General features: G+C 70.2%; 21 protein-coding genes. 11 read left to right on the forward strand and 10 right to left on the reverse strand.

From position 1 onward, the window contains the following. Positions 1 to 85: 85 nt before the first annotated feature. The 5 genes from V6S67_RS09435 to V6S67_RS09455 all read right to left on the reverse strand — a co-directional run bounded on the left by V6S67_RS09435 (position 86) and on the right by V6S67_RS09455 (position 7,985). A complete protein-coding gene (locus tag V6S67_RS09435; protein WP_334210006.1) occupies positions 86 to 940 on the reverse strand; it encodes a DegV family protein in 855 nt (284 codons plus the stop codon). 40 nt (positions 941 to 980) lie between these two features. Then, entirely contained in the window at positions 981 to 3,479 is a 2,499-nt protein-coding gene (gene leuS / locus V6S67_RS09440) for a leucine--tRNA ligase (RefSeq protein WP_334210007.1), read from the reverse strand. A gap of 295 nt (positions 3,480 to 3,774) precedes the next feature. After that, positions 3,775 to 5,292: a glycerol kinase GlpK gene (glpK, locus tag V6S67_RS09445; protein WP_334210008.1), complete on the reverse strand. Its 1,518-nt coding sequence runs from the start codon at positions 5,290 to 5,292 to the stop codon at positions 3,775 to 3,777. 68 nt (positions 5,293 to 5,360) lie between these two features. Beyond that, the gene (locus V6S67_RS09450; protein ID WP_334210009.1) at positions 5,361 to 6,104 is read right to left on the reverse strand and encodes an MIP/aquaporin family protein; all 744 of its coding nucleotides are present in this window, start codon (positions 6,102 to 6,104) and stop codon (positions 5,361 to 5,363) included. 138 nt (positions 6,105 to 6,242) lie between these two features. Further along, complete coding sequence (locus V6S67_RS09455) at positions 6,243 to 7,985, reverse strand: glycerol-3-phosphate dehydrogenase/oxidase (protein WP_442884875.1); 1,743 nt, start codon at positions 7,983 to 7,985, stop codon at positions 6,243 to 6,245. 132 nt (positions 7,986 to 8,117) lie between these two features. Here V6S67_RS09455 and V6S67_RS09460 point away from each other — a divergent pair, with 132 nt between their 5' ends. The 3 genes from V6S67_RS09460 to ftsW all read left to right on the forward strand — a co-directional run bounded on the left by V6S67_RS09460 (position 8,118) and on the right by ftsW (position 12,505). Then, entirely contained in the window at positions 8,118 to 9,110 is a 993-nt protein-coding gene (locus V6S67_RS09460; protein ID WP_442884877.1) for a sugar-binding transcriptional regulator, read from the forward strand. 202 nt (positions 9,111 to 9,312) lie between these two features. Next, positions 9,313 to 11,058: an ABC-F family ATP-binding cassette domain-containing protein gene (locus V6S67_RS09465; protein WP_334210010.1), complete on the forward strand. Its 1,746-nt coding sequence runs from the start codon at positions 9,313 to 9,315 to the stop codon at positions 11,056 to 11,058. 163 nt (positions 11,059 to 11,221) lie between these two features. Continuing rightward, a complete protein-coding gene (gene ftsW, locus V6S67_RS09470) occupies positions 11,222 to 12,505 on the forward strand; it encodes a putative lipid II flippase FtsW (protein ID WP_334210011.1) in 1,284 nt (427 codons plus the stop codon). 102 nt (positions 12,506 to 12,607) lie between these two features. On the opposite strand, the gene V6S67_RS09475 is transcribed toward ftsW, so the two are convergent. Beyond that, the gene (locus tag V6S67_RS09475; protein ID WP_334210012.1) at positions 12,608 to 13,603 is read right to left on the reverse strand and encodes an SGNH/GDSL hydrolase family protein; all 996 of its coding nucleotides are present in this window, start codon (positions 13,601 to 13,603) and stop codon (positions 12,608 to 12,610) included. Between the two features lie 330 nt (positions 13,604 to 13,933). On the opposite strand from V6S67_RS09475, the gene V6S67_RS09480 reads away from it, so the two are divergent. The 5 genes from V6S67_RS09480 to V6S67_RS09500 all read left to right on the forward strand — a co-directional run bounded on the left by V6S67_RS09480 (position 13,934) and on the right by V6S67_RS09500 (position 18,289). Then, the gene (locus V6S67_RS09480) at positions 13,934 to 14,767 is read left to right on the forward strand and encodes an aldo/keto reductase (RefSeq protein WP_334210013.1); all 834 of its coding nucleotides are present in this window, start codon (positions 13,934 to 13,936) and stop codon (positions 14,765 to 14,767) included. Beyond that, on the forward strand, positions 14,767 to 15,636 hold the full coding sequence (locus tag V6S67_RS09485; RefSeq protein WP_334210014.1) for an alpha/beta fold hydrolase: 870 nt from the start codon (positions 14,767 to 14,769) through the stop codon (positions 15,634 to 15,636). Before V6S67_RS09480 ends, V6S67_RS09485 begins: the two co-directional genes overlap by 1 nt. After that, on the forward strand, positions 15,633 to 16,724 hold the full coding sequence (locus tag V6S67_RS09490; RefSeq protein ID WP_334210015.1) for a glycosyltransferase family 4 protein: 1,092 nt from the start codon (positions 15,633 to 15,635) through the stop codon (positions 16,722 to 16,724). The genes V6S67_RS09485 and V6S67_RS09490 overlap by 4 nt, the downstream gene beginning before the upstream one ends. A 1-nt stretch (position 16,725) precedes the next feature. After that, entirely contained in the window at positions 16,726 to 17,019 is a 294-nt protein-coding gene (locus V6S67_RS09495; protein ID WP_334210016.1) for a hypothetical protein, read from the forward strand. Positions 17,020 to 17,125: 106 nt separating this feature from the next. After that, on the forward strand, positions 17,126 to 18,289 hold the full coding sequence (locus V6S67_RS09500) for a phosphotransferase (RefSeq protein ID WP_334210017.1): 1,164 nt from the start codon (positions 17,126 to 17,128) through the stop codon (positions 18,287 to 18,289). A 67-nt stretch (positions 18,290 to 18,356) separates the two neighbouring features. Here the strand turns inward: V6S67_RS09500 and V6S67_RS09505 are convergent, their stop codons facing one another. Both V6S67_RS09505 and V6S67_RS09510 read right to left on the reverse strand, forming a co-directional pair. After that, positions 18,357 to 19,148, reverse strand: a complete 792-nt coding sequence (locus V6S67_RS09505; RefSeq protein ID WP_334210018.1) for an SRPBCC family protein — start codon at positions 19,146 to 19,148, stop codon at positions 18,357 to 18,359. Next, positions 19,145 to 19,723 (reverse strand): ArsR/SmtB family transcription factor, encoded by a 579-nt coding sequence (locus V6S67_RS09510; protein ID WP_334210019.1) that lies wholly within the window; start codon positions 19,721 to 19,723, stop codon positions 19,145 to 19,147. Before V6S67_RS09510 ends, V6S67_RS09505 begins: the two co-directional genes overlap by 4 nt. A gap of 217 nt (positions 19,724 to 19,940) precedes the next feature. On the opposite strand from V6S67_RS09510, the gene V6S67_RS09515 reads away from it, so the two are divergent. Further along, positions 19,941 to 20,342 (forward strand): VOC family protein, encoded by a 402-nt coding sequence (locus tag V6S67_RS09515; RefSeq protein ID WP_334210020.1) that lies wholly within the window; start codon positions 19,941 to 19,943, stop codon positions 20,340 to 20,342. Between the two features lie 65 nt (positions 20,343 to 20,407). Here the strand turns inward: V6S67_RS09515 and V6S67_RS09520 are convergent, their stop codons facing one another. Then, entirely contained in the window at positions 20,408 to 21,340 is a 933-nt protein-coding gene (locus V6S67_RS09520) for an NADP-dependent oxidoreductase (RefSeq protein WP_334210021.1), read from the reverse strand. 90 nt (positions 21,341 to 21,430) lie between these two features. Between V6S67_RS09520 and V6S67_RS09525 the strand changes: the two genes are divergently transcribed. Together V6S67_RS09525 and V6S67_RS09530 are read left to right on the forward strand one after the other, a co-directional pair. Next, positions 21,431 to 21,925, forward strand: coding sequence for a MarR family winged helix-turn-helix transcriptional regulator (locus V6S67_RS09525; RefSeq protein WP_334210022.1), 495 nt, complete (start codon positions 21,431 to 21,433; stop codon positions 21,923 to 21,925). 113 nt (positions 21,926 to 22,038) lie between these two features. Beyond that, positions 22,039 to 22,719: a PAS and ANTAR domain-containing protein gene (locus V6S67_RS09530; RefSeq protein WP_334210023.1), complete on the forward strand. Its 681-nt coding sequence runs from the start codon at positions 22,039 to 22,041 to the stop codon at positions 22,717 to 22,719. Here V6S67_RS09530 and fmdA read toward each other — a convergent pair. Continuing rightward, positions 22,716 to 23,972, reverse strand: a complete 1,257-nt coding sequence (gene fmdA, locus V6S67_RS09535) for a formamidase (protein ID WP_334210024.1) — start codon at positions 23,970 to 23,972, stop codon at positions 22,716 to 22,718. The genes V6S67_RS09530 and fmdA overlap by 4 nt on opposite strands. Positions 23,973 to 23,975: the final 3 nt, after the last annotated feature.

A 23,975-nucleotide genomic window follows, 5' to 3' on the forward strand; every position in this document is an offset into this window, starting at 1 on the left:
TCCCGCCCGCCCGCACGATCACCTCGCGCCGACGGTCATCCGGCTGCCAGATCATCCCGCGCGGACGATCATCCCGTGCAAACGGTCATCCGGGGCTGACGGTGACGGCCACGACGCCGAGCCCTGCGTGCGCGGCCAGCACCGAGGGGCACGGCGCCGTCGACACGCGGCCCGAGCCGGCCATGATCTGCAGCCGGTCCGCAAGGGCCTCCGCCTCGTCCTCGTTACCGAAATGGTGGACCGTGAGGTGGACGCCGCTCGTCCGGTCGGCCACGTCGGCCTCGACGAGTTCCTGGAGCCGCTGCATCCCGCGGGCAGCCGACCGCATCCGCTCGAGCGGCACCAGCCGCCCGCCCTGCACCCGCAGGATCACCCGGACGGACAGCAGGGTGCCGAGCCACGCGGCAGCGGCGGTGATCCTGCCGCCGCGGCGCAGCTGCTCGAGGCTCGGGACGTAGAAGTAGAGGCTGGAGCTGCGGGCCGCGATGGCCGCAGCCGCGGCGGAGGCCTGCAGATCGCCGCCCGAAGCGGCTGTCGCGAGGGCCGCGAGGGCCGCACGGCCCTGGGCCATCCCGGCGGTCCGGGTGTCGATCACCTCGACCGGGATGGCCGCCCGTGACGCCGCCAGGCGTGCCGCCTCGACCGTGCCGGACAGCAGTCCGGACAGGTGCACGGACACGATCCCGTCGTAGCCCTCCTCGGCCAGCTGGCCGTAGACGCGCTCGAACTGGCCGGGTGACGGTCTGGAGGTGCGCACGTGGGACCCGGCGGCGAGGGCGAGCATGAGCGGCGCGGTGACGTCGTCGTGCTCGCCGGTCAGGATCTCGTCCCCCACGAGGACCGGCATGGCGACCACGTGCACACCCTCGGCGGGCCCGCCGGCTTCGCACCACCCGGGAGCGAAGCCGGCGGCCGAATCGGTGACGACGGCTATGCGCACGGGAGCTCTCCCGCGCGTACGGCCGCCCCGTCCTCGTCCATCAGGCCGGCACGATGTTGACCAGCTTCGGCGCCCGCACGATCACCGTGCGGATACCGCGGCCGTCTAGTACGCGCTGCACCTGGTCGCTGGCCAGTGCGAGCTCGCGCAGCTCGTCCTCGGCGATGTCCGGGGACACCGTCAGGCGGTCACGCACCTTGCCCTGCACCTGGACGACGGCGACGACGGTCTCCTGCGTGAGCAGGGCGGGATCAACGGTGGGCCAGCCCGCGGTGGCGACCGTGGCCTCGTGTCCCAGCCGGTTCCACAGGTCCTCCGCCGTGTAGGGCGCGAAGAGGCTGAGGAGGATGGCGACGGCCTCGGTGGCCTCCCGGACGGCGGGGTCCGCACCGCCGGCACCGGAGTCGATGGCCTTCCGCGTCGCGTTGACGAGTTCCATCAGCTTGGCGATCACCACGTTGAACTTGTTGGCCTCCATGAGCTCGGCGGCCTCGGCGACCGTCCGGTGCGTGACCGACCGGAGGGCCCGGTCACCCGAGGCCGGATCGGCTCCGACCGCACTCGTCACGTCGTTGCCGAGCCGCCAGGCACGCGCCAGGAACTTCGCGGAGCCCGACGGCGAGACGTCCGCCCAGTCGACGTCGTCCTCGGGCGGCGACGCGAACACCATGGTGAGGCGCACGGCGTCCACGCCGTAGCGGTCCAGCTGCTCGCCCAGGTCCACGCCGTTGCCGAGCGACTTGCTCATCGCCTTGCCACCATTGAGGACCTGGCCCTGGTTCAGCAGCGCGCTGAAGGGCTCGGTGAAGCCGACCATCCCCAGGTCGTACAGGACCTTCGTGAAGAACCTGCTGTACAGCAGGTGCAGGATGGCGTGCTCCACCCCGCCCACGTACTGGCCGACCGGCAGCCAGCGGTTGACGGCCTCGGTGTCGAACGGCGCCGTGTCCAGGTGCGGGTCCACGAAACGGAGGTAGTACCAGGACGAGTCGACGAAGGTGTCCATGGTGTCGGTGTCGCGCTTCGCGGCGCCGCCGCACGACGGGCAGGAGACGTTGACCCACTCCTCGACCGCGGCCAGCGGCGAGGTGCCCTTGGGCGCCAGGGACTCGCCGCGCAGCCCCTCGGGCAGCGTGACGGGCAGCTGGTCGTCCGGTACCGGGACCTCCCCGCAGGACGGGCAGTGGATGATCGGGATGGGCGTACCCCAGAAGCGCTGGCGGGACAGCAGCCAGTCGCGGAGGCGGTAGTTGACGGTGTGCTCCCCGGTGCCCTGCTCCTCGATGAGCTGGACGGCGCGCCGGATGGCGGCCGGCTTGTCCAGCCCGGTCAGTTCGCCGGAGTTCACGAGGGTCCCCTCGCCCGTGGTCGCCACACCGGTGACGGCCGCGTCCTCCGCTCCGGTGTCGACGACGGTGCGCACCGGCAGGTCGAAGGCGCGGGCGAAGTCGAGGTCGCGCTGGTCGTGCGCGGGCACGGCCATGATGGCACCGGTCCCGTAGTCGGCCAGGACGTAGTCCGCGGCCCAGACCGGCAGCTTCTCCCCGTTGAGGGGGTTGACGGCGTAGCGGCCGGTGAAGATGCCCGTCTTCTCCCGCTCGGTGGCCTGCCGCTCGATCTCGGACAGGCCCTTGACCTGCTCCCGGTACTCCTCCAGGGCGGCTCGGCGGTCGGGCGTGACCAGCTCGAGGGCGAGGTCCGCGTCGGCCGCGACGACGAAGAACGTCGCCCCGTACAGCGTGTCGGGACGCGTCGTGAAGACCGCGACGTCCGACGCCGGCTGGTCCGCGTCGGCCTCGATGCGGAAGCGCACGTGCGCTCCCTCGGAGCGGCCGATCCAGTTGCGCTGCATGGCGAGCACGCGCTCGGGCCAGTGGCCCTTCAGCTGCTCCATGTCGTCGAGCAGGCGGTCGGCGTAGTCCGTGATCCTGAAGTACCACTGGTTGAGGTTCTTCTTGGTGACCATGGTCCCGCAGCGGTCGCAGGCGCCGTTGATGACCTGCTCGTTGGCCAGGACGGTCTGGTCCTTCGGGCACCAGTTCACCGGCGAGTTGCGGCGGTAGGCGAGGCCCTTCTGGAAGAACCGGACGAACAGCCACTGCGTCCAGCGGTAGTACTCGGGGTCCGAGGTGTGCAGGCGGCGCTCCCAGTCCGCGCTGATGGCATAGCGCTTGAACGAGTGGGCCTGCGTCTCGATGTTCGCGTACGTCCACTCCGCCGGGTGTGCGTTGCGCTTGATGGCGGCGTTCTCCGCCGGCAGGCCGAAGGAGTCCCAGCCGATCGGGTGCAGGACGTCGAAGCCCTTCTGCCGGTAGTACCGTGCGGCGACGTCGCCCATGGCGAAGGCCTCCGCGTGCCCCATATGGAGGTCACCGGAGGGGTAGGGGAACATGTCGAGCACGTAGCGCCGTTCGCGCGTGCCGTCGTCCGCCGGGGCGAACGCCTGGAGCTCGTCCCAGACCGCCGGCCAGCGTGCCTCGATGGCGGCGACGTCGTAGGTGTTCTCGTCCGGCTGGGCGACCTCGGGGTTGGTGCTCACTGTGTGACCTGTCCTGTCGGTGGAACCTGGTGGAACCTGCCGGTTCCTGGTGGAACGGGTGGATCTTCTGCTGCGTCCTCCGGCGCATCCTGCGCCGGACACACAAAAGCCCCTCACGCAGGAGGGGCCGCCGCACGGTCGATACCGTGCGGCTAGGTAAGCAGGAGGTTCCGGGGCATGCGTCCACTTTAGCAGTGCGGGCCAATGGGCCGGTGCGGGACCGACGACGGCGCCCGGCCCGTCGGGAGACGGACCGGGCGCTGTGCGGTGGTGCCGGGGGCTCCTGCCGCCGGTGCTAGCTGACGTCCTCGTCGACCCAGTCGAAGGTCTTCGTGACGGCCTTCTTCCACAGGCGCAGCTGGCGGTCGCGCTCGGCGTCGTCCATGGACGGGTTCCAGCGCTTGTCCTCGGCCCAGTTGGTCGCGAGTTCGTCGGTGTCCTTCCAGAAACCGACGGCGAGTCCCGCGGCGTACGCGGCACCGAGCGCCGTGGTCTCCGTGACCTTCGGCCGGATGACCGGGATCCCGAGGATGTCCGCCTGGAACTGCATGAGGGCGTCGTTGGCGACCATGCCGCCGTCGACCCTGAGGTCCTCCATGTTGACACCGGAATCGGCGTTGGCCGCGTCCAGCACCTCGCGGGTCTGGAACGCCGTGGCCTCCAGTGCCGCGCGGGCGATGTGGCCCTTGTTCACGAAGCGGGTCAGGCCGACGATCGCCCCGCGGGCGTCGGAGCGCCAGTACGGTGCGAACAGACCGGAGAACGCGGGGACGATGTACACGCCGCCGTTGTCCTCCACCGTCGTGGCGAGCTGCTCGACCTCGGGCGCGGTCTTGATGATGCCGAGGTTGTCACGGAGCCACTGCACGAGCGAACCGGTGACGGCGATCGAGCCCTCCAGCGCGTAGACCGGCTTCGCGTCCCCGAGCCGGTAGCAGACCGTGGTGAGCAGGCCGTTCTTCGAGTGGACGATCTCCTCGCCCGTGTTCACGATCATGAAGTTGCCGGTGCCGTACGTGTTCTTGGCGCCGCCCTTCTCGAACGCGGCCTGACCGAAGGTCGCTGCCTGCTGATCGCCCAGGATCCCGGCGACCGGCGTCTCACGGAGCAGCTGCGAGGTGTGCACGGTGCCGTAGACCTCGGAGGACGACTTGATCGCGGGCATCATCGATGCGGGGACGCCGAAGTCGGCGAGGATCGACTCGTCCCAGGTGAGGGTCTCCAGGTCCATGAACAGCGTGCGCGAGGCGTTGGTGACGTCGGTGATGTGCACGCCGCCGTCGGTGCCGCCCGTGAGGTTCCACGTGACCCAGGAGTCGGTGTTGCCGAACAGGAGGTCACCGGCCTCCGCCTTCTCGCGTGCTCCGTCGACGTTGTCGAGGATCCACTTGATCTTGGTCCCGGAGAAGTAGGTGGCCAGCGGGAGGCCGACCTTCGCCTTGTAGCGCTCGACGCCGCCGTCCTTCGCGAGGTCGTCCACGATGTTCTGGGTTCGGGTGTCCTGCCACACGATGGCGTTGTAGACCGCTTTGCCCGTCGTCTTGTCCCAGACGACGGCGGTCTCACGCTGGTTCGTGATGCCGACGGCGGCGATGTCGTGGCGGGTGAGGTTCGCCTTGGACAGCGCGGTGCCGATCACCTCGCGCGTGTTGGTCCAGATCTCGGCGGGATCGTGCTCCACCCAGCCTGCCCTGGGGAAGATCTGCTCGTGCTCCTTCTGACCGGAGGACACGATGTCGCCCTTGTGGTCGAAGATGATGGCCCTGCTGGAGGTGGTGCCCTGGTCGATGGCGATGACGTACTGCTGCGACATGTCTTACTCCTTCATTGGATGACGACGTGGAGGAGGGCGCGGCGACGCGCCGCCCTACGGGGTGCTGCCTAGGCTGCGGCCGGGAACGAGATGAACTGGATGACGATGCCCGCGAGCGCGCCACCGATGATGGGGCCGACGATGGGCACCCACGCGTAGCCCCAGTCGCTGCCGCCCTTGCCCTTGATCGGGAGGAAGGCGTGCGCGATGCGGGGGCCGAGGTCGCGGTTCGGGTTGATGGCGTATCCGGTCGGTCCACCGAGCGACGCACCGAGGCCGACGACGAGCAGCGCGACGGCGAGGGGCCCGAGGCCCGACGGCGTGTTGCCGAAGGACAGGATGACCAGGACGAGCACGAACGTGGCGATGATCTCGGTCACGAGGTTCCACCCGTACGAACGGATGGCCGGGCCGGTGGCGAAGACGCCGAGCTTGTTGGCGGGGTCGGGCTCCTCATCGAAGTGCTGCTTGTAGGAGAGCCAGCAGAGGACGGCACCGAGGATGGAGCCGATCATCTGTGCTGCGAGGTAAGCCAGCGTGGTGGCGAAGGTCTTGTCGACGCCGGGCGCGTATTCGGCCGCGTCTCCGTTGAACAGCAACCCCATCGTGACGGCGAAGTTGAGGTGGGCACCGGACAGGGCTGACACGTAGACGCCTGCGAAGACGGCGAGACCCCACCCGAAGTTGACCATGAGAAAGCCGCCGTTATTGCCCTTGGTCCTGGCGAGCGCGACATTCGCGACCACGCCCGTACCGAGCAACAGCAGCAGCATTGTGCCGAAAGTTTCGGCTACAAATACTTCCAGAGACATCGTTGACTCCTCAATCTATTCATTTATTAACGGGTGCCGCCGCCTCGACGGCACCCGTTGATTCCCCCCGGCAACCACTGCCGTTGGCACTGCGCCACTGCCTACGGCAGTGGTTCGACCCCGTCGCGGCGGAAGCCGCTAGGCGGTCAGGCTCTTGACGTGCACGCGATGCGCCTCGGCGAGGACCTTCTCGGCGAGCTTGATCTCCGCTGCGGACCGCGCAGCATCCCATCCCAGCAACGGGGCGAGGGTCTCGGCGAGCTCGGCGAGCAGTTCCCCGGTGACGAGTCCGCGGAAGGCAAGCGATGTACGGCGGATCAGGACGTCGATCAGGTGGCCGACCTGCTCGTGCTCCACCATGTAGGCGAGCTCTCGCGTGCTCAGCTCCTTCGTGGAATTGAACAGCCTGTCGGGCCCTTCGGCAAGGTATTCGATGACATCCGTCGCGCGTGTCCCGTACCGGGTGAGCAGCACCTCCACGCGCGCCTCGTCGACGCCGGGTCGGACGGCCTGCTTGATCCAGGCACGCTCGGCGGCCGCGTCGGTCGGGAAGTCCTGGCCGCCGCCGATGGCGACACCCGCCGTCGACGCCTTGCGCGGTGCGCCCAGTGCGGCGAGCGTGTCGTTGGTCAGGTGCTCGGACAGGGCGCGGAAGGTGGTCCACTTGCCGCCCACGAGACTGAGCGTCGTGACGGGCCGCCCGCCCATCGTCTCCTCGCGCTTCTCGATGCGGTAGTCGCGCGAGACGAAGCCCGGCTGGGTGTCGTCGTGGCGGGGCAGGGGCCGTACACCGGAGAAGCTGTAGACGATGTGGTCCTGCGTCACCTCGATGTCCGGGAACACGTGCCCGATCAGCTCGAAGAAGTAGTCGATCTCCTCGTCAGTGCAGACCGCCTGCTCGTTGATGTCCACGTCGATGTCGGTGGTGCCGACCAGGACGCGGTCCCCCATGGGGTAGATGAGGACGATCCGGCCGTCGACGTGCTCGAAGAAGATCTCCGTGCCGTTGCACGCCTTGAGCAGCTCCGGGTGGTCCAGGACGATGTGCGATCCCTTGGTACCGCCCATGAAGCGCGTATCCGTGCCGAGCACCGCGTTGGTGTTGTCGGTCCAGGCACCCGTGGCGTTGACGATGACGTCTGCCTCGAAGGTGAAGGTCTCCCCCGTGAGCTCGTCGCGCAGCAGCACGCCGTCCTCACCGGTACCGATGGCGCTGACGTAGTTGGCCGCACGGGCGCCGGGGTTGATCACCTGGCCGTCGCGGAGGACGTCGAGGGTGAGGCGTTCGGGGTTGTGCACCGAGGCGTCGAAGTAGGTGGCCGCCCACTTGATGTCCTTGCGGACGTCGGGCATGGCGGCGAGCGCCTTCTTGCGGCCCACGAAGGAGTGCCGGGGCACGTTGCCGCCGTCGCGCGAGAAGAAGTCGTACATGGTGAGGCCGGCCTTGATGAGCACGGCGCCGCGCTCCACCTGCTTGCCCTGCTTGTGCGTGAGGAAGCGCAGGGGGGCGGAGAGGATGCCCGAGAACGTCGTGTAGATCGGGATGGTGGTCTGGAGCGGCTTCACGTAGTGGGGGGCGATCTTCATGAGGGCGTTGCGCTCGATGACCGATTCGCGGACGAGGCGGAACTCGCCGTTCTCCAGGTAGCGGATACCACCGTGGATCATGTGCGAGGACGCGCCCGACGCGCCCTGGCAGTAGTCGCCGCGCTCGACCAGGGCGACGTCGACGCCCTGCAGTGCGAGGTCGCGGAACGTGCCGACCCCGTTGATGCCGCCGCCGATGATGAGCACGGACGCCCGGGGCTTGTCCCTGAGCTTCTGCACCACGGTGCGGGTCGAAGTTGTCGTGCCTTCACCGTTGATCCGGTCGACTGGAATGCTCAAGGTACTACTCCGTAACGTCTATGTCTGGAAGGGGTGCTGCACCTCTCATTCTTCGAGGACTGGGAATAGCAGTCAACCGCATTGCACAAACGTGCAGGAGAGGTTCAGACTGGCGGAATGACGACGATGAGTGGTAGCCCGGCCGTCGACGGGACGGCCGGCGAACAACCCCACGGCAACCGGTCGAGGGATGCCCTGCGGGCGGCCCAGATGTACTACCTGCAGGACCTGACCATGGACGCGATCGCGCGGGAGCTGCGGACCTCGCGCTCCACGGTCTCCCGCCTGCTGTCCATGGCCCGGGAGACCGGCCTCGTGCAGATCCAGGTCAACAACCCGTCCGAGCGGGCACCCGCCCTCGAACAGCACATCCGCCGCCGGTTCGGGGTCGAGGCGCACGTGGTGCCCGTGGCCGATTCGGTCAGCGATTCGGATGTGCTCGACCGCGTCGCGATCCAGGCCGCCCGGACGATCGGGCCGCTCGTGGACTCCAACGCGATCATCGGCGTTGCCTGGGGCTCCACCCTGAGCGCGGTCAGCCACCACCTGACGCGGAAGCAGACCCACGACAGCACGATCGTGCAGCTCAACGGCGCCGGCAACACGCAGACCACCGGCATCACGTACGCGAGCGAGATCCTGCGCCGCTTCGGCCAGGCCTACGGCGCGCGCGTGGAGCAGTTCCCGGTCCCCGCGTTCTTCGACCACGCCGGGACCAAGACCGCCATGTGGGAGGAACGCAGCGTGCGGCGCATCCTCGACCTGCAGCGCCGCATGACGATGGCGATCTTCGGTGTGGGCTCCATCGGCTCGGGCATCCCCAGCCACGTGTACAGCGGTGGCTACCTCGACGGCGACGACCTCGAGGCGCTGGAGGCGGACGCCGTGGTCGGCGACGTCGCCACCATGTTCTTCCGGGCGGACGGCTCGCACCGGGACGTGATGCTGAACCGGCGCAGCACGGGACCGGACCTCGACGAGCTGCGGAAGGTCCGCCGTCGTATCTGCGTGGTCTCGGGCGAGTCCAAGATCCACGGGCTGCGGGGCGCGCTCGCGGCGGGCCTCGCGACCGACCTGATCCTCGATGAGGGATCGGCCCAGCGACTCGTCTACGCCTAGGGACCGACACCGGGCGTCCCCCGCGGCGGCGGCCGGGCGTCCCCCGCGGCGGCGGGTGCCGCAGCCCCGGCGGATCGCGGCACATGGGCAGCGCCGTTCGCGGGCTCCCGGCTATACTCGACCCGTGCTCATCTGATCCTCGCTTCCCTCCTGCGCCCGTGGCAGCTGCCCGGCAGGGGTTCGACCGAGCCCGAGGATCCCGATGACCACTCCCACCCCAGGCCATCCCGCAGCGCACCTGCGCGTCGACGGCCTCTCCAGGACGTTCGGTACCCGACGGGTCCTGAGCAATGTCTCGTTCACGGTCGCCGCCGAGCGCACCGGCGTGATCGGCGGCAATGGATCCGGCAAGACCACGCTGCTGCGCATCGTCGCGGGTGCACTGGAGCCCGACGGCGGCACGGTCACCGCGACGGCCCCCGGCGGGCGGGCCCGGATCGGCCTGCTGCAGCAGGAACCGCCGTTCGCAGCGGCGTCGACGATCGCGGAGGCGATCGAGTCCGCCGTCGCCCCGCAACGCGCGGCGGCCGCCGCTGTCGGCGCGGCGGGAGAAGCGCTTGCCGGCGCAGCCGAGGACGGCGCCGCGGCGGCCGCCTTCGCGGCGGCCCTCGAGGCCGCGGACCACCTCGGGGCGTGGACCGTCGATACCCGCATCCGTGCCGTGCTCTCGGGTCTCGGCCTCGCCGACCTGCCGGCGGCGCGGCCCACCGGCAGGCTGTCCGGAGGGCAGCGCTCCCGCCTCTCGCTCGCCTGGCTGCTGCTCAGCGCCCCCGATGTGCTCCTGCTGGACGAACCGACGAACCACCTCGACGACGAGGCGGCGCGCTACCTGCGCGACCTCCTCGGCGACTGGCCCGGGCCGGTGCTGATCGCGAGCCATGACCGCGCGTTCCTCGACGACACGGCGACGTCCCTGCTGGACCTCGACCCGGCCCCGCTGCCGCAGGCGGTCGCCGGTGCCCTGGTGGGCGACGGCGACGGGACCGGGATCGGGGTCGTACGCTTCACGGGCACCTACACCGACTACCTCCACGCCCGCCTCGATGCACGCGGGCGCTGGGAGCACCAGTACCGCGCGGAACAGGCACACCTGCGACGCCTGCGCGCTGCCGCCCCGGGCACCTACGTAGTGGGGCACGAGGACTGGTCCCCGCGCTCGGAGGTCCGGGGCGCCGCGAAGTTCTACGCCGACCGGAACGCCAGGACCGTCGCCCGGCGCGTCAACGATGCCGCATCCCGGCTCGAGCGGCTGGAGGAACGGCAGATCCGCCGGCCACCCGACGAGCTGCGCTTCCAGGGCCTCACGGCCGCGGGTACGCCCTCGGCCGCACGGGGCGGCAGCACTCCGGCACTCGTCGTCACGGATGCCGCCGTCGCGGACCGCCTGGCAGCCACATCGCTCACCGTGGCCCCCGGTGAGAAGTGGCTGATCACCGGTCCCAACGGTTCCGGGAAGTCGACCCTCCTGCACCTCGCGGCCGGGCGCCTCGACCCGACCTCGGGGGCCGTCGCACGAGCCCCCTCACTGCGTCTGGGGCTCCTCGCGCAGGACGTCGACCTCCCGGATCCGTTCGGGCGTGGCGCGGAGCGGAGTGCACGCCAGGCCTACGAGGACCTCGTGGGGCCGGAGCGGGCCGGTCTCGTTCCCCTGCCCACCTTCGGCCTCATCCCACCGCGGGACGAGAACCGGCCCGTGGACGCGCTGAGCGTCGGCCAGCAGCGACGGCTCGCCCTTGCCGTGCTGCTCGCCAGCCCGCCCGACCTGCTGCTGCTCGATGAACCGACCAACCACCTGTCCCTGCTGCTGGCGACACAGCTCGAAGCCGCGCTCCCCGACTACCCGGGCGCCGTGCTCGTCGCCTCGCACGACCGGTGGCTCCGACGCACGTGGACAGGACGGCGCCTCGACCTCACCGCAGGACAGCCGCACCGCCGACCCTGGATCTGAGTCCCGCCGACGCAGCATCGTGCAAGGATCCGGCAGCGTCGGGCGCGGCGGGCAGGCGGGCACCGGCGCATCGCATAGCGTCGGACGGTCGGGGAGACGCACGGGACGAGCGGCGCCCTCGCCCTCCGATCCCACGCCCCGGCCTCTGCCCCTAGGACCCCTCATGACCACCACCACCGGCCGATCCCACACTGACCCGGAGCCCCTGGACGCCTCCCGCTGGCAGCACCTCCGCGCGCGCATCACGGCGCAGGGCCCGCACTCGAACCGGAACGCCCGGAACCTGCTGATCACCACGACGTTCGCGCTGGTCGCCATCGGGCTGATGATGGTGCTCTCCGCGTCCTCGGTCGAACTCGTGGCGGCGGGCGCCTCCCCCTACGACACGTTCGTCAAGCAGCTCATGTGGGCGGTCATCGGCGGGGCCGCCCTCCTCGTGTGCGCGTTCATCCCGTTCCGCGCCTACCGGAAACTGTCCTGGCTGATCCTGTTCGGGTCCTTCGGCCTGTCCCTGCTGGTCTTCACCCCGCTCGGCGTGGAGGTGCAGGGCAACCGGAACTGGATCCAGGTCGGTTCCCTGACGGCGCAGCCCTCCGAATTCCTCAAGCTCAGCCTGATCATCTGGGGAGGCGCGGTCCTCGCCCGCAAGGCGGCACTGCTCGGTCACGCCAAGCACATGTTCGTCCCCGTCGCTCCCGGGGCGGCGATCGGGATCTGCCTCGTCGTCGCGGGCAAGGACCTCGGCACCGCCATGGTGCTCGCCCTCATCGCCGTCGCACTGTTCTTCTTCGCCGGGGCCAGCCCGAAACTGTTCATCGGAGGCATCGTCGTCGGGGTCGTGGGGACCTTCCTCGCCGTCGTCTCCAGCGAGAACCGCATGCAGCGCATCGACGCCTGGCTCCACCCCACCGCCGACGGCATGGCGGACGGGCTGGGCTACCAGGGCGCCCAGGCCCTCTACGGCCTGGCCGGCGGCGGCATGTTCGGCGTCGGGATCGGCCAGAGCCGGCTGAAGGTCAACTGGATCCCCGAGGCGCACAACGACTTCGTGTTCGCCGTGCTCGGCGAGGAACTCGGACTCATGGGGGCGCTGCTCGTGATCGCGCTCTTCGCCGTCCTGGCCTCCACGATCTACCGCATCTCGAAGCTCTCCGACGACCTGTACATCACCTACGTCTGCGGCGGCATCCTGGTGTGGATCATCGGCCAGGCGGTGCTGAACATCGCCGTCGTCACCGGGATGATCCCCGTCATCGGCGTGCCCCTGCCCTTCATCTCCTACGGCGGGTCCTCGATGATCGCCCTCCTCGCCGCCGTCGGGGTGCTCATCTCCTGCTCCCGTGCCACCGACCGCGCAGCGGCACTCGCCGCTGCCGAGCAGGCCGACGCAACGGACGGCCCGGCCGGCAGACCGGCGACCAGCGGGTTCGGGCTCGTGCGGCGCTGAGCCGCGGATCACCCCTCATCGCCCCGGATCTCCCTGCGGTAGCACCGGCATCACCGGCATCACGGTGCCTGCGGGACTCCCGCCATCCGGCGACAGGACCGCTCAGGGCACGACGAAGCGTCGTGGCTGGTGTGCGCGGTCCAGGGCGGGCTGCGTCAGCTGGAGGGCGTCGAGCTCGGTCCCCAGGACGACGGCCAGGCGGTCATGGCCGGCCTGCGTGAGATGGACCCTGTCGGCGAGCTGGGTGCCCGCCTGGTAACGCGTCAGCCAGTCGCCCGGGCTGATGAAGGCGAGATGCCGGGTCACCGCGAAGGCGCGCAGCACCCCGTCCACGGCGGTACGTCGCCCACCGCCGTCGGCGGCTCCCCGTGCCAGGGTCCCGATGAGGACGATGGTCGATGACGGATATGCGCGGGAGAGGGAGTCGACGACGGCGCCGGCGCCGCCGGTGATCTGCGCGTCGGTCGCGCCCTGGGCGGCGTCGTTCCCTCCCCCCTGGACGACGATCAGGGCGGGATCCGAGCAGGGCAGGACCCACTGCCCCTGCGCGAGGGCGGTCGGGTAGCTGGCTGCGCCGGCGGCATTGGCGGCCACGAACCCGGTGCCACCGGCTCCGACGAACCGGACGTCGTACCCCGCACTCCGGAGCCCCGCGTGGGTCCAGGTGCGGTCGGCGGGAACCCCGGCCGCACCGCCGGACTGCGAATCGCCGATCAGCAGTGCCGTACGGTCAGGGTCCGGCAGCTCGAAGCCCTGCCGGCCTCGGAGGGGATCGACGCACGGAGCAGGAGGGACTGCGGCAGGGGCCGCAGGGGCGCCCGGGGGCGCCGACACAGCCGGCTGGGGCCGCTCCGGCTGCTCCGGCTGACTGGTTGCCGCTGTCGGGTTCACTGTCGGGGTATCCGTCGGGGTATCCGTCGCCGTGACGCTCGGCGCAGAGGAAGGGGATGCCGTCGGCGCCGTCGCCGTCGGCGCTGTCGTCGGCGACGGGGTGAGGCTGCCGCCGTCGGACGTGGTCGCGAGGAGCAGGGCGCCGACAAGGACACTCGCCGCCGCCGTCATCGCAGCCCGGAAGCGCTTGCGCCCGGTTCCGTACATCGTGTCCCCCTGCAGCGTCCGGGCCCCTGCGACCCTGCCATCGATGCGTCGGTCGTCGCGAGGACCGGTGCCGGCCAGGCCGCGGGCGGACGCCCGGGGCCTGCGAGCGCCCGGGCTTCTCGCGGGAGATGCACCGTGGTCCTGCTGACTGACTCCTCCGCAGGATAACCCGGGATCCACGGGAGCGGCGTCAGGCCGGGCCGTGCCGGACCGTCGCGGCGGGAGCCCGGCGGCTCCAGCACGACTCCGGCACGACTCCGGCACGACTCCGGCAAGCCCGGCGCGGCCCCGAAGAGCGGACCACCGTCGCCCGCTCGGTAGAGTTCCCCCATGAGCACCTCCGTACCCCGCGCCGCGCTCGCCGACGGCACCGCCATCGATGTCCTCGGGTACGGCGTGTACAAGGTCCCGCCCGAGGACACCGCGGACCTCTGCTCCACGGCACTGGCCGCCGGATACCGGCTGCTCGACACGGCCTCCCTGTACGGGAACGAGGCCGGAGTCGGCGCCGCTGCCCGGGCCTACCTCGAGACCGGGGACCGGAGGGACCTGTTCGTCACCTCCAAGGTGTGGAACGAGGACCACGGCTTCGACGCGACGCTGCGCGCCTTCGACACGACGATGGGCCTCCTGGACCTGGACCAGCTCGACCTCTATCTCATCCACTGGCCCTGCCCGTCCAGGGACCTGTACGTCGAGACGTGGCGGGCTCTCGTGCGGCTCCGCTCCGAGGGCAGGGTCCGGTCGATCGGCGTCTCCAATTTCCAGCAGCCGCACCTCGAGCGCCTGATCAGCGAGACCGGCGTCGTGCCCGTCCTCAACCAGATCGAGCTGCACCCCTACCTCCAGCAGCGCGGGCTCCGCTCCTTCCACGCCCTGCACGGCATCGCCTCGCAGGCCTGGAGCCCGCTCGGGCGGGGCCACGTCCTCGGCGACCCGGTCATCGGGGCGATCGCCGCCGAGCTGGGGCGCACCCCGGCCCAAGTGATTCTCCGCTGGCACCTGCAGCACGGCATCCTGACCATCCCGAAGGCGAGCTCCCCCGAGCGCATCGGCTCCAACCTGGACATCTTCGGGTTCGAGCTCGGCGACGGACACCTTGCCGCGCTCGACGCCCTGGACCGGGACCAGCGCTTCGGCTCGCACCCGGACCGGGTGGGCTGATGCGCGAGGGCATCGTCCGGACCCTCGCCTGGGAGGGCACCCGGCAGCGGGTCTGGGACTACCCCGCGCTCGGCGCAGGGGAGTCCCCGGGCACCACGATCGTCATGGTGCACGGCTTCCGGGGGGACCACCACGGGCTGCTGCGGTTCGTCGAGGAACTCCCCCGCCATCGCGTGCTCCTGCCGGACCTGCCGGGGTTCGGCCAGGGCGGCGAGCTGCCGGGCACCCACGACGTCGCCACCTACGCACGCTTCATCGGCGATGTGGCGCGGCGCCTCGCCCCGGGGCCACGCGTGCTGCTCGGCCACTCGTTCGGTTCGATCATCGCCGCGGAGGCCGCGGCACGGGAACCGGAGCTCGCCGACACCCTGGTGCTGGTGAACCCCATCAGCGCGCCCGCCCTCGAGGGGCCGAGCCGGCTCGCCTCGCGCATCGCCGAGGGCTACTACATGGCCGCCGATCGCCTGCCCGAGCCTGCGGGACATGCCCTGCTGGCCAACCCGCTGATCGTCCGGGGGATGAGCGTGTTCATGGCGAAGACCACGGACAGGGTCCTGCGCCGCTGGATCCACGCCCAGCACGACGCCTACTTCAGCTCCTTCGCGAGCCGCCGCGTGGTGCTCGAGGCCTTCCGGGCCTCCATCACCGGCACCGTCCGGGACCGCGCCCGCGACCTCGCGATGCCCGTGCTGCTCATCGCCGCCGACCAGGACGACATCGGGTCGGTGCAGAGCCAGCGCGACCTGGCCGCCCTCGTACCCGACGCCACGCTCGCCGTCCTCGCCGACGTCGGGCACCTCGTGCACTACGAGAGACCGCGTGAGGCGGCACGGCTGATCGAGGACTTCCTGGAGAGAACACCCGTATGAGGATCCTGTTCGACGCGCGCTTCACGCGCACCGACCACCACGACGGCATCAGCCGCTACGGGGCCAGCCTGATCGCCGCCCTCGCCCGGACGGACGACGTCGTGATGCTCATCAGCGACCCTCGGCAGCTCGCGCTCCTGCCCGACGTCCCGCATGTGCGGATCACCAGCCCGCTCTCCCCCGCCGAGCTCTTCGTCGCCCTCCGCATCAACCGCCTGAGGCCCGACGTCGTGGTGTGTCCCATGCAGACCATGGGTTCCTGGGGCCGCCGGTACCCGCTCGTCCTCACCCTGCACGACCTCATCTACTACCAGAACCCGACGCCGCCGTCGTTCCTCCCGCTGCCCGTGCGCCTGCTGTGGCGGCTCTACCACCTCGCCTACTGGCCGCAGCGCCTCCTGCTGAACCGGGCCGACGTCGTGGCCACCATCTCCGCCACCACGGCAGGACTCATCGAGCGGCACCGGCTCACGTCCCGGCCCGTGCTGCTCGTCGGGAACGCGCCGCAGCCCACCGGGCGCCGTCGCGACCCCGACGCGCCGCGGTCGGCGTCGCTGCTCTACATGGGATCCTTCATGCCCTACAAGAACGTCGAGACGCTGGTACGGGCCATGGCGCTGCTGCCCGGCTCCACGCTCCGCCTGCTCAGCCGCATCGCGCCCGAGCGCCGCGCCGAGCTGGCGGCGCTCGCCGCCACGGCGGACCGCGTGGTCTTCCATGACGGCGTGACCGACGCGGAGTACGAGGACCTGCTCCACGACTCCACCGCCCTCGTGACGCTTTCGAAGGCCGAAGGCTATGGGCTGCCTATCATCGAGGCGATGAACACCGGGACACCCGTGATCGCGAGCGACATCCCGATCTTCCGGGAGGTCGGAGGCACAGCCGCGCTTCTCGTCGACCCCGACGATGCCCACGCCGTGGCGGCCGCCGTGCGCTCCCTCGAGGAACCCGGGCGCTGGGCCGAGGCGTCCCGCGCGGGCCTGGCACGGGCCGCCACCTACTCGTGGGCGGTGTCGGCCGACCAGCTGCGCCAGGCATGCCGGCGGGCGATGGACGAGCACGGGCGACGGCGGCGGAAGCGCTGACGTGACCGACCTCCAGTGCCCGGCGACGGCCGTCCTGCTCGACGGCGCTGCAGCGCTTCCCGCGTGGCTCACACGCCTGAGGATCGCCGGCCGGTTCGACGCCGCGGACCGGGAGGACATCGTGACCGTCGTGGATGCGACAGCTGACCTCTACCGCGGGGAGACCTTCGTGGTCACGGCCGCCGCACGGGACATCGAGGGGGCGCTGATCGCGCGCGGCCTGCCTCCCGGCGTGCCGGCCGTCATCGAGGTGGACTCCACGGGGTGGCGACGCACACCCCTCCCCGGCGCCTGAGGCGGCCCGGACAAGTATCGCCGTCGCCCCTTGACACCCCTCGCCCTTTCCCGTCCACTGGTGTCGGTCTCCAGAAATCGTCACCGGTCAAGGGAGGGCGTGGAACATGGATGGCGAGCCGGCCCACGCGCCGGCCTTCGACAGGGCGATCCTCGGACCGGCGGATGTCACCGACGAGGCGCTCGCCGCGATGGTCGCAGAACATCTCGGCGTCGGCGCCGTCGAACTGACCGGTTGCCGCGCCGAGGTGGCCGAGTACGATCTCGATGCCCTCACCACGGCCGGGCGCTTCTGGGTCCACGGCACGGCGCGGCACGCGGGTGAGGTGTCCCCGTACTCCTTCTTCGTCAAGGTGGTCCAGTCCTGGACCCGCTCGCCCCAGTTCGCGAATGTCCCCGAGCCGCTGCGCGAGATCGCGGCGGCGAGCCTGCCCTGGCGCAACGAGCCCGCCGTCTACCGGTCCGATCTCGGGGCCCGCCTTCCCGACGGATTGTCGATGCCCCGTGCGTACGCCGTCATCGACATCGACGATCTCTCCGCCGGTCTCTGGCTGCAGTCCATCGAGCACGATGCAAGCCCTTGGCGGGCGGGCACGTTCGCACGCGCCGCCTATCTGCTCGGCAGACTGGCAGCGAGCCCCACCATCCGGCCTCTCCGGGCCCTGGGGAGCACGCAGGTGGTCCGCAGCTACGCCGCTGCACGGCTCGAGCATCAGGTCCTGCCGGTACTTCACAGCGAGGAACTGTGGGCCCACCCGCTGATCGCACCGGCCTTCGGTGGGCTGCGGAAGCGCCTGCACAGGGCGGTAGAGGCACTACCGGGCTACGTGCGCGAGCTCGAGGGTGCTCCGCTCGGCACAGCGCACGGCGACGCGTGCCCGCGCAACCTCCTCGCGGTGGGCACGGATCAGGAGGGGTTCGCGCTGATCGACTTCGGGTTATGGTGCGAGGCGCCGCTGGGTTTCGACCTCACCCAGCTCCTGATCGGTGAAGTACAGCTCGGAGAGCGATCGGCCGCCGAACTCACGCAGCTCGAAGCGCTGTGCCTGCCCGCCTACCACCAGGGTCTGTCCGACGAAGGCTGCGATGTACCGATCGATGCCCTTCGCCGGACCCACGCCCTCCTGATGCTGATGTTCTTCGGATTGACCGCAGTACCACTGGAGGTCCTGTTCGGTGCCCCTGCCCCAGGGTCGGCAAGTGCCCTGGGCGAGCGCGCGCGAGCTGCCTCCTTCGTCCTCGACCTGGTCGAGTCCACCACCGGCACCTGACAGGACGGGGTCCCCCGGGGCACGCTCGCAGCTGCCCGCGGGCGCAGCGGGTACGCCGGGCGGATGCTCAGGCCGGAATGGTGAGGCCCTGCAGCCAGGTCTGCCACGCGGATTCCTCACGCCGTACGTAGTCGGACGCGTCGGCGGAGAACAGGTAGGCCCGGACGCCCGCCATGGCCGTGCTGTCGCTGTCTCCCAAGGTGAAGACGCTGAGCATCCCGGGGACCGGGGCGGTGAGCCGGACCAGCGCCTGGCGCTCGCCGACCCGCTCCACGGTGCCGGTAGCACCTCGCAGCTCGACCGCTGCCCCCTCGGCGCCCAGCCCGAGCGCTCCCTGGAGGGTCGACCACAGGGTCTGGGCGTCGCCGGGGTGGGAGGCGACGGCCTCGAGCAGGGAAGCCTCCTGACCGGGGAAGTGCGACAGGTACAGGCGCAGGTTGTCGAAGAACGGCATCCAGCTGGACCCCATGTCGTCCCAGAACTCCGGCTCCCACGCTGCACCGGTACCGAAGCCGCTGCTGGTGACCCGCACGACACACGTGCCGCCGGACTGCGCCTCGACGAGGAACTCCGACGTCAGCGGGCTGAGCGTGCCCGGGTCCTTGCCCATGAGGGCGGCCCAATCCTCCTCGTAGACGAGGCGCCGTGGTGGTTCCCAGCCCGTGACCTGGCCGTCCGAGCCCATCTCGGGGCCCATGGAGAAGTGCACGGAACCGCCCTCGCGCTCCTCCATCTCGGTGGGCAGGAACCAGGCGCTCATGCCTTTGGCCGTGGCGATGGCCTGCCAGACCTGCTCTGCGGTTCCCGGCACTTCGACGCTGAATTCGAGGCGGTACGGGACGTTCGGGGTGGTGTTCATCGGTTCTCCTCGGGAAGGGGGTGCGCGGCGACGACGAGCCGGTGCGGGCGCCCGTCGTCATGGTGATAGCGAGCGGCCAGGTCCAGCACCGCGGCGGTCAGGTCGTCGGCGAAGGCAGCCCGGTCGGCGGCCGACCGGAAGCCGATCTGCGTGTCGATGGTCAGGGTCGGCAGGCTCCTGCCGGAAGTGCCCGCTCGGCGCGCCAGGGCCCCGACCTCACGCACCAGGCGACCGGCCAGGGCGATGAGGTAGCCCGCCGACAGGTGGTCGTCGTTGGTGTCCGGATCGGCAGCCGAGGCGCTCACGGCCGCCGGCGACACGACATAGGACGCAGCAGACGCCCGCAGCACCCGTTCGGTGATCCCACCGTGCCGGCGTTCCTCGAACAGGGTGACCAGGCCGTGCGTCTCGAGCGCCTTCAGGTGGTAGTTGACCTTCTGGCGTGTGATGCCGACGCGGGCGGCGAGGCCCGCGGCGGAGGCCGGAACGGCCAGCTCGCCGAGCAGGCGGGCACGGACCGGATCCAGCACGACGGCCGCGGCCTCCGCGTTCTCGATGACTTCGACGTCCTGCATGCCATCATCGTCCGCTTGACAATATTAGTTGTCAAGCCCTCGGCTCCGACCACTCCCACCCCGCGGGTGTCCGCCTCGGCACGACGGCGATGCGGGGTCGGACCCTGTGGCGCATGATGAGGTCCGTGATGTACCGATGGGTTCCGGGCGATCGGACCGTCCATCAGGCATCCACGAGAACGAGCCACGCACCACCCGGCATGAGGAGTCTTCAGACATGGCTGCACCCCAGATCTACATCAGCTTCCCGGGGACCGCGCGCGAGGCGCTCGGCTTCTACGCAGAGACCTTCGGCGGTGAACTCTCCCTGCACACCTACCAGGACTTCTCACGCCACGACGGCCCGCCGGCGGCGATCGCCCACGGCACACTGGACGGCCCCGTGGCGCTGGCCGGAGCAGACGCGGCCGCAGGTGAGGCGACCGTGCGCTGCGAGGGACTGATGCTCTCGCTGCTGGGCACCGCCGAGCCCGCGGTCCTCCATGACTGGTTCGCAAGGCTCTCCGTCGGCGGGTCCGTCGTCGATCCTCTGGCGAGGAGACCCTGGGGTGCGTCGGACGGACATGTGGTCGACCGCAACGGACTCCACTGGCTCATCGGCTACGAGCCCGACGCCTGATCCACGCATGCCCGGGTGTCGGGCGCGTCCGCCCGACGGCGCCCCGGGCACCGCGCCGTGGCGGTTCAGGCAGGGATGACGATCACCTTTCCCGTAACGCGGCCGGCCCCGGCCTCGGCATGGAGGGCGGGCAGTTCCGGGAGCGTGATCCTCCGCGTCACCTCGACGGTGAGAGCGCCGTCGTCGACCAGGGCCACGAGTTGCGCGAGCCGGTCACGGTCGGGACGGACGAACACGGTCCTCGCGCGCACACCCCTGGTGTCGTCACCAGGGGTCGCCATGAATGCCGTCGTACTCACGACCAGGCCTCCGTCGCGGACGGCGGTGACGTAGGCGACGAACCGGTCCGGATCGAGCGGTGCGAGATTCAACAGCACGTCGACCCGCCCGTCGAGGGCGCCGAGCAGATCCGTGTCCGTGTGGTCGACGATCTGGTCCGCGCCGGCGGCCCGAACGGCATCGATGCTGCGCGGGCTGGCCGTGGCGATGACGTGGACGCCGGCGCGCTTGGCGAGCTGGATGGCGTACTTCCCCACGACACCGCCCGCACCGACGATCAGGACGCGCCGGCCCGCCTCCAGCTCGCCCTCGTCGAAGAGCGCCTGCCATGCCGTCAGGGCCACCGACGGCAGCCCCGCAGCATCGGCCAGGGGGATGCTCGTGGGCGCTGCGACGACGGCATCCACGGGTGCGACGACATACTCGGCAGCGCCGCCGTCGCGCTCCATCGGCAGGAAGGCGATCACCGGATCGCCGACCGCCACTGCCTCGACGCCGTCACCGACCGCGTCGATGATGCCGGAGACGTCGTAGCCCGGCACATGCGGCAGCTGGATCGGGATCGGCAGGAATCCGGCACGCATGCCGTCGTCAGCAGCACTGAACGCCGACGCGGCGACGCGCAGGCGCACCTGCCCGGCGGCCGGGGCCGGCTGCTCGATCTCGCCGTAGTGCAGGACGTCGGGTCCGCCGGTCTCGTGGTACTGGATCGCCTTCATGGTCTCGCCTTCCGATAGATGCTTCGAGTTCGAAGCAGATACGAGGAGAGTACACCACTTCGAAGTCGAAGCAACCCCTAGAATCGGAGGATGACCGAAAGACCCGCACCACTGACGCCGACGCAGCTCGATGCCTATTTCGCCTTCACGGAGGTGAGCAGCCTTCTGCGCCCTGCGGTCGAGAAGCAGCTCCGGGACGTCGGGGGCCTGAGCTACGTCCAGTTCCAGCTGCTGGCACGCCTGGGGGACGCCCCCGACGGCCACCTGCGCATGACCGATCTCGCCGATGGTGTGGTCTACAGCCGCAGTGGCCTGACCTACCAGGCCCAGCTGCTCGACCAGCGCGGCCTGGTGACCCGCTCACCGTCCCCCGACGACGAGCGCAGCACCGTCGTCGCCATCACCGCGGCCGGACGTGACGTCCTCTCGGCGGTGTTCCCGGGCCATATCGAGGCCGTCCGCGAGCTCCTGTTCGCTCCCCTCGACGACGACGACGCCGGCGAGCTCGCCCGCATCCTCGGTCGCGTCAGCGCGCATCTCCGGGCGGCCCCGCCGCGCTCGGCGGCCCGACGACGGAAGACGTGATCCCCGCGGCAGGAGGCGGCTCCCAGGGGTCGATTTGGTGCCGGTTGGTAGTGTGCCTGCTTGGTCGTGGTTAAGAAGCTAGCCGGGATCAGTGCGTAATGAACGGCTGTCCCATGACCAGTGCGTATGAGCCCTCCGTGCCCCTGTCAGGGGCCCTGTCCAGCGTCGAGACCTTCCTCGACTGTCCTACCGGCACCGTGGAGCACCACTTCTCCGACGGTGTCTTCCGCTGGTCGGACGAGCTGTACCGCATCCACGGCTACGAACGCGGCGAGGTCGTGCCCACCCTCGAGCTGGGCATGTCGCACATCATCCCGTCCGAGCGCGCCGCCGCCGAGGCGTTCTGGGCCCAGGTGACGACGACCGGCGGACCGGCATCGATCTACACCGCCATCCGCTCCCTCACCGGGCAGACCCGAAACCTCCTCATCTCCGCGGATCTGATCCTCGACGACGGACGGCCCGTCGGGGTGTGGGCACTGGTCGTCGACCTGACCCGGTCCATGCACGTCGACCGGCACCAGCTCGCGAGCGAGGCCGTCGCCGCGTCCGCGCTGAACCGGGCCGTCATCGAGCAGGCCAAGGGCATCCTCATGGCACGCGCGGGCCTGACCGCCAGTGAGGCGTTCACCCGCATCAGCTCCCACAGCCAGGCCACCAACCGCAAGGCCGTCGTCATCTGCCAGGAGATCATCGATCGCACCTACCAGGTCACCGGGCAGGCGAGCGAGCAGGCACTCGCAGACCTGATGCCCGCACCCCCTGCGGCAGGCCCGGTGGCGGGTCCCTCCTAGGCGTTGCTCGATCTGGGTGCGCCCATTCCGGGGTCCACCCGGTGCGGGCCGGCGGCCGAGGGCCGGACGTCGAAGTCGAAGATGGCTGTGGGGATGTAGACCGTCGAGCAGGAGTTGGGGATGTCCACCACGCCGGACAGCCTTCCCTCGATGGGCGCCGACCCCAGGAGCAGGTAGGCCTGCTCAGGGCTGTAGCCGAACTTCGTGAGGTAGTCGATCGCGTGCAGGCAGGCGCGCTGGTAGGACAGGTGGGAGTCGAGGTAGTGCTGCTTGCCGTCAAGGGTCACCGAGGTCCCGGAGAACGCGATCCATTCGCTGTACCGGGGGTCCACGATCCCGGGCATGAAGATGGCATTCTCACTCACGCCGTAGGTGTCCATGCCGCCCTTGATGACGTCGACCCGGAGGTCGATGAAACCGCCCATCTCGATGGCACCGCAGAAGGTGATCTCACCGTCCCCCTGGGAGAAGTGCAGATCGCCCAGGGACAGATTCGCGCCGTCCACGAACACCGGGTAGAAGATGCGTGAGCCCTTCGAGAGGTTCTTGATGTCCTGGTTGCCGCCGTTCTCCCGTGGTGGCGCGGTGCGGGCCGCCTCCCCGGCGACCCGATCGATCTCGGAGGCGGCCAGGCTCCCGAGCACGGCGTGTCGGGGCTCGGGCGGCAGCGCGAGCGGGGGTACGCGGTTCGGATCGGTGGCGATCAGGTCACCCTCACGCTTGTTCCACTTCGCCAGCAGACCGGCGGACGGTGCGGTCCCCATCAGGCCCGGGTGGATGAGGCCGACATAGGACACTTCCGGCACATGCCGCGACGACGCCACCTGCCCGGAGAAGTCCCAGATGGCCTTGTAGGCGTCAGGGAACTGGTCGGTCAGGAAACCGCCGCCGTTGTTCCGGGAGAAGATCCCCGTGTAGCCCCAGCCCTGCCCGGCCAGGGGCCCCGCGTCCTCCTGCGGGATGGGACCGACGTCGAGGATGTCCACCACGAGGAGATCTCCCGGTTTCGCTCCTTCGACGGCGAACGGGCCGCTGAGTTTGTGGACGGTGAGCAGCGGGGCGTTGAGGATGTCGTCCGCGGAGTCGTCGTTGACGATCGCGCCGTCGAACCACTCGCGGCAGTGGACCCTGAAGGAATCCCCCGGCTTCACCGTTGCGACCGGTGGGATCTCGGGATGCCAGCGGTTGTGTCCGACCTTCTCCTGGTCCTCGAATTTCCTGGTCGAATCGAGCGGGAATATGACGTCAGGCATTTC

It is taken from the genome of Arthrobacter sp. Soc17.1.1.1 (genome assembly GCF_036867195.1).
GTDB lineage: Bacteria > Actinomycetota > Actinomycetes > Actinomycetales > Micrococcaceae > Arthrobacter_D.

Excerpts from the sequence above, each read along its gene's own strand:
- V6S67_RS09475 (WP_334210012.1), bottom strand. The coding sequence starts at position 13,603 with ATGTACGGAACCGGGCGCAAGCGCTTCCGGGCTGCGATGACGGCGGCG.
- V6S67_RS09520 (WP_334210021.1), bottom strand. The coding sequence starts at position 21,340 with ATGAAGGCGATCCAGTACCACGAGACCGGCGGACCCGACGTCCTGCAC.
- V6S67_RS09515 (WP_334210020.1), top strand. The coding sequence starts at position 19,941 with ATGGCTGCACCCCAGATCTACATCAGCTTCCCGGGGACCGCGCGCGAG.
- V6S67_RS09500 (WP_334210017.1), top strand. The coding sequence starts at position 17,126 with ATGGATGGCGAGCCGGCCCACGCGCCGGCCTTCGACAGGGCGATCCTC.
- V6S67_RS09460 (WP_442884877.1), top strand. The coding sequence starts at position 8,118 with ATGAGTGGTAGCCCGGCCGTCGACGGGACGGCCGGCGAACAACCCCAC.
- V6S67_RS09505 (WP_334210018.1), bottom strand. The coding sequence starts at position 19,148 with ATGAACACCACCCCGAACGTCCCGTACCGCCTCGAATTCAGCGTCGAA.
- V6S67_RS09450 (WP_334210009.1), bottom strand. The coding sequence starts at position 6,104 with ATGTCTCTGGAAGTATTTGTAGCCGAAACTTTCGGCACAATGCTGCTG.
- ftsW (WP_334210011.1), top strand. The coding sequence starts at position 11,222 with ATGACCACCACCACCGGCCGATCCCACACTGACCCGGAGCCCCTGGAC.
- glpK (WP_334210008.1), bottom strand. The coding sequence starts at position 5,292 with ATGTCGCAGCAGTACGTCATCGCCATCGACCAGGGCACCACCTCCAGC.
- V6S67_RS09490 (WP_334210015.1), top strand. The coding sequence starts at position 15,633 with ATGAGGATCCTGTTCGACGCGCGCTTCACGCGCACCGACCACCACGAC.
- V6S67_RS09510 (WP_334210019.1), bottom strand. The coding sequence starts at position 19,723 with ATGCAGGACGTCGAAGTCATCGAGAACGCGGAGGCCGCGGCCGTCGTG.
- fmdA (WP_334210024.1), bottom strand. The coding sequence starts at position 23,972 with ATGCCTGACGTCATATTCCCGCTCGATTCGACCAGGAAATTCGAGGAC.
- V6S67_RS09480 (WP_334210013.1), top strand. The coding sequence starts at position 13,934 with ATGAGCACCTCCGTACCCCGCGCCGCGCTCGCCGACGGCACCGCCATC.
- V6S67_RS09485 (WP_334210014.1), top strand. The coding sequence starts at position 14,767 with ATGCGCGAGGGCATCGTCCGGACCCTCGCCTGGGAGGGCACCCGGCAG.
- V6S67_RS09525 (WP_334210022.1), top strand. The coding sequence starts at position 21,431 with ATGACCGAAAGACCCGCACCACTGACGCCGACGCAGCTCGATGCCTAT.
- V6S67_RS09465 (WP_334210010.1), top strand. The coding sequence starts at position 9,313 with ATGACCACTCCCACCCCAGGCCATCCCGCAGCGCACCTGCGCGTCGAC.
- V6S67_RS09530 (WP_334210023.1), top strand. The coding sequence starts at position 22,039 with ATGACCAGTGCGTATGAGCCCTCCGTGCCCCTGTCAGGGGCCCTGTCC.